This window comes from Mycobacterium sp., assembly GCF_049278535.1.
Classification (GTDB): Bacteria; Actinomycetota; Actinomycetes; order Mycobacteriales; family Mycobacteriaceae; genus Mycobacterium.
Genome location: NZ_JBAPMI010000336.1, coordinates 1 through 3,648, shown reverse-complemented (window position 1 = coordinate 3,648; position 3,648 = coordinate 1). Strand labels below are relative to the sequence as shown.

Annotated in this window: 4 protein-coding genes and 1 pseudogene; 3 read left to right on the top strand and 2 right to left on the bottom strand. The window is 66.0% G+C overall.

The annotated features are described in order from the left end of the window. Positions 1-141: pseudogene (locus tag WAO18_RS22050) on the top strand (SAM-dependent methyltransferase); the annotation flags it as partial. Between the two features lie 125 nt (positions 142-266). Then, positions 267-1,223, top strand: coding sequence for an LLM class F420-dependent oxidoreductase (locus WAO18_RS22045; RefSeq protein ID WP_422208359.1), 957 nt, complete (start codon positions 267-269; stop codon positions 1,221-1,223). Here WAO18_RS22045 and WAO18_RS22040 read toward each other — a convergent pair. Together WAO18_RS22040 and WAO18_RS22035 are read right to left on the bottom strand one after the other, a co-directional pair. Beyond that, on the bottom strand, positions 1,220-1,672 hold the full coding sequence (locus WAO18_RS22040) for a TIGR03618 family F420-dependent PPOX class oxidoreductase (RefSeq protein WP_422208358.1): 453 nt from the start codon (positions 1,670-1,672) through the stop codon (positions 1,220-1,222). The two genes, WAO18_RS22045 and WAO18_RS22040, sit on opposite strands and share 4 nt — an antisense overlap. A 91-nt stretch (positions 1,673-1,763) precedes the next feature. Beyond that, entirely contained in the window at positions 1,764-2,780 is a 1,017-nt protein-coding gene (locus tag WAO18_RS22035) for a 2Fe-2S iron-sulfur cluster-binding protein (RefSeq protein WP_422208357.1), read from the bottom strand. A 71-nt stretch (positions 2,781-2,851) separates the two neighbouring features. Between WAO18_RS22035 and WAO18_RS22030 the strand changes: the two genes are divergently transcribed. Further along, the coding region (locus tag WAO18_RS22030) for a class I adenylate-forming enzyme family protein (RefSeq protein WP_422208356.1) at positions 2,852-3,648 on the top strand (797 nt) is incomplete at its 3' end.

The window sequence follows — 3,648 nt, the reverse complement described above, 5'->3', positions numbered from 1 at the left end:
GCCCTGTCGCGACAGCTGGTCGAGTCGGAGATGGCCAGCGCTGCGGAACTCGACGAGATCGCCTCGGCATGGCGGGACTGGGCTGCCGCCCCGGACGGCTGGCTGGCTATCCCGCATGGCGAGATTCTCTGCCGCGGCTAGCCGTCGCTTGCGCGTATCACCTGATCACGTAGACGATATTGGCATTCTCTTTTTTTGCAAGTACGTTATCGTCTGAAAGATAACTGCACTCTGGCTGGCAGTCCCCATCGACCAGGGAGGGAAACGTGCGGCTCGGAGTAATGATTGGCGCCGAACGTGGCGATTCCGCGCGCAAGGTTTCTCGGATGCTCGCCGATATCGAGTGGGCCGAGAACGCGGGCATGGACACCGCGTGGATCCCTCAGGTGCCCAACGACTTTGATGCAATGCTCGCGGTTGCCCTGATGGGTACCCGCACCACCCGCATCGAACTCGGCACTGCCGTCGTGCCGCTACAGGCTCAGCATCCGATTGCGTTGGCGCGCCAGGCGTTGTCGACGCATGCCGCCACCGGAGGCCGGTTGGCGCTGGGTGTCGGGCCGTCGCACCACTGGATCATCCAGGACATGCTGGGCCTACCGTATGAGAAGCCTGCCGCCTACACCCGCGACTACCTCGAAGTGCTGCACGCCGCGTTCGCCGGGCCGGGGTCGATCGATGTCGAGAACGACCACTTCACCGTGCACAACCCGAACGATCTCGCCCCGGTGGCGCCGTTGCCGGTGTTCGTGGCGGCACTCGGCCCGGTGATGCTGGCACTGGCCGGCGAGCACGCCGACGGAACGGTGCTGTGGATGGCTGACGAGCGGTCCGTCGCCGAGCACGTGGTGCCGCGGATCACCAAGGCCGCTGACAACGCGGGCCGGCCCGCACCGCGTATCGTCGCTGGAATACCCGTATGTCTTTGTGGGGCAAACGAAGTCGACGCGGCCCGCGAGCGGGCCAACCGAATCCTGGGCGAGGCCGAGGTGTCGCCGAATTACCAGCGGCTGCTGGACTACGGCGACGCCCGCGATGTCGGCGACATCTGTGCGGCCGGTGACGAAGAGGCCATCCTCGCGCGGATGCGCCGATTCGCCGACGCCGGGGTGACCGACCTGTCGGTGCGACTGCTGCCGATCGGCGAGAACCGCGAAGAGCTGATCGCCTCCAAACGCCGTACCCGCGAAGTCATCTCGGAGCTGGCAGCCCAACTTCGCTAACCCTGTCCCGGGTTGGTGTAGACGCGCGTCGGTGCGATCAACACCGCGGTGCGACGTTGCTCGCGCATCACCCGGTCGTAGGTGTCCCAGTCGTCGTGGGTTCCGCCGGCCGCGGTGAAGATCTCGCGAAGCATCACCCGCAGCCGCTCGTCGTCGACGTCGGGATGGGGGTCGTCGGGCCCGATCAGTTGGGCTGTCCCCTCGACGCTGGCCCAGCGCCAACCGGCACGTGCCGTGACGGTGGTGCGCGGATCGGCGCGTAGATGGTCCAGCTTGCGGGCGCCGCCGATCGCGACCAACCCGACCACCGGCTCATTGGTCAGTGGGTGCGCCAAGACCCCGGCGTTCACCACCGATGCCTGTGCGCTGCCGTCGTGACGCAGCGTGGTGAATACGACAAGGCCCTGGTCGGCGGCGGCGAGCTCACCGAAGGCTGGCAGGTCGGTCATGGTGGAGGGTCCTTTCGGAGATTGTTGCTGTATTTCAGCCCCGTAATGACCCGTTACATTCCCGACCTGCGGAAAGTATTGCGGTGCGGCGCTACTCGTACTCCACCGTGACCATCGCGGTGTCGGGTACGGCTTGGCACGTCAGGATGTAGCCATCGGCAATCTCGTCCTCCTCGAGCACGTCGTTGGTGCGCATGGTGGCGGCACCTTCGACGAGCTTGGCCATGCACGTCCCGCAGTTGCCGGCCTCGCAGCTGAAGGGTGGCGACAGGCCCGCCCGTCGTGCACTCTCCAGCAGCGTCTCCCCGGCGACGCGCGGTACCGACGCCTTCTTGCGCTCCAGCTTGATGGTCACCGTGCCGCCCGAGTCGACATCGCCGGCGGCTTCGGACACCTCCGGTGCGGGCGCCTTGACCGGCGGCGACGCGTCGAAGTCCTCGACGAGGACGGTCGCGCCCGCCGGGAGCGCGGATCGCACCACCGTCATGAATCCCTCCGGTCCGCAGACATAACAGTCGGCATCGGTGTCGGCGCCGACGAATTTCGCAACGCCGGCCGCATCGAGCAGGCCATCCTCATCGTCGATACGACGGTCCACGGTGAGCCGGTCGGGGTAGCGCTTGACCAGGTCGTCGATCGCTGCCTCGAAGATCACCGAAGCCCGGTCGCGGTCTGCGCACAGCACCCGAACCGCACGATCGGTGCTCGCCAGGGCGCTCTTGGCCAGCGACAGGATCGGCGTCACGCCGCTGCCGCCGGCGAAGGCCAGCAGCGGGGTCGAGGCTGAGCTCAACACGAAGGTTCCAGCCGCCCGAGTCATGGTCAGTTCGTCACCTTCGACGACGTTGTCGATGATCCAGTTCGACACTTTGCCGCCGGTCACCCGCTTGACCGTGGTCATCACCTCGGCGTCGGTCTCGGGCGCGCTCGACATCGAATACGACCGGTACAGCTCCTCGCCGTCGACGGTCACCTTGAACGTGCAGAACTGTCCGGCGCGATAGGAAAACGGCTGCTCTTCGGGGGCGAGCACGTAGGTGCGGGTGTCGGCGGTCTCCTTGATCACCCGGGTCACCGTGGCCCGATGGAACACGTGGCGCTCCGCCATCCCTGCACCTTTCGCACTTGCGTTCTTCCCTTCAGAGAATACTATTCTCTCAAAACGATAGGATGTTCTCAATGTCTCCGACCGCGCTGGTGTTCGAGGAGCGGCGCTATACGCTGCCGCAACTCGACGCGTTGGCGGACGGGCTGGCAGCCGGCTTGCGCGTGCGGGGGGTGACGGCTGGCGGGCGGGTCGCTCTGATGGCGTCGAACCGCCCGGAGTTCGTCGTCGCGCTGCAAGCGATCTGGCGACTGGCCGCCGTGGTCGTGTTGATCAGCCCGGCGTGGAAGCGGCATGAGGTCGAGCACGCGCTGGCGTTGACGAACCCGTCACACGCTGTCGGCGACCACGAGGTGCTGTCGGGTCTGATGCCGATGCTGCATCTCGACGAACCCATCGTTGTGGGCGAACCGGAGTTCAGCGCGCCCCCTCCGCCGGAGGCCGATGCGGTGCTGGCGTTCAGCTCGGGTACGACGGGCCTGCCGAAAGCCGTTCGGCACACTCACAAATCGCTGCAGGCCGCCGTTCATCATTGGCGCGACGCCTTGGCCTTGACCGTTCGCGACCGCATTCAGATTGCCACCCCACCGTCGCACATTCTCGGACTGCTCAACATCATGACGGCGTTGCAGACTGGTGTATGGATGCGGTTGCATCGCCGATTCGACGTCGACCGCATGCTGCAGCACATCCAAGACGATCGCATCACCGTCGAGATGGCAGTTGCACCAATCGCTTCGGCTATCGCCTCGCACCCGAACCTGGAGTCATACGACCTCTCGTCACTGCGGTTCATCATGTGGGGCGCAACGCCGGTCAGCACGAGCGTCGCCGAGACCGTGACCCGGCGTACCGGCGTCGGGTGGGTTCC

Bases quoted from the DNA above. Each gene is read 5' to 3' on its own strand.
- WAO18_RS22040 (WP_422208358.1), bottom strand. From the start codon at position 1,672: ATGACCGACCTGCCAGCCTTCGGTGAGCTCGCCGCCGCCGACCAGGGC.
- WAO18_RS22035 (WP_422208357.1), bottom strand. From the start codon at position 2,780: ATGGCGGAGCGCCACGTGTTCCATCGGGCCACGGTGACCCGGGTGATC.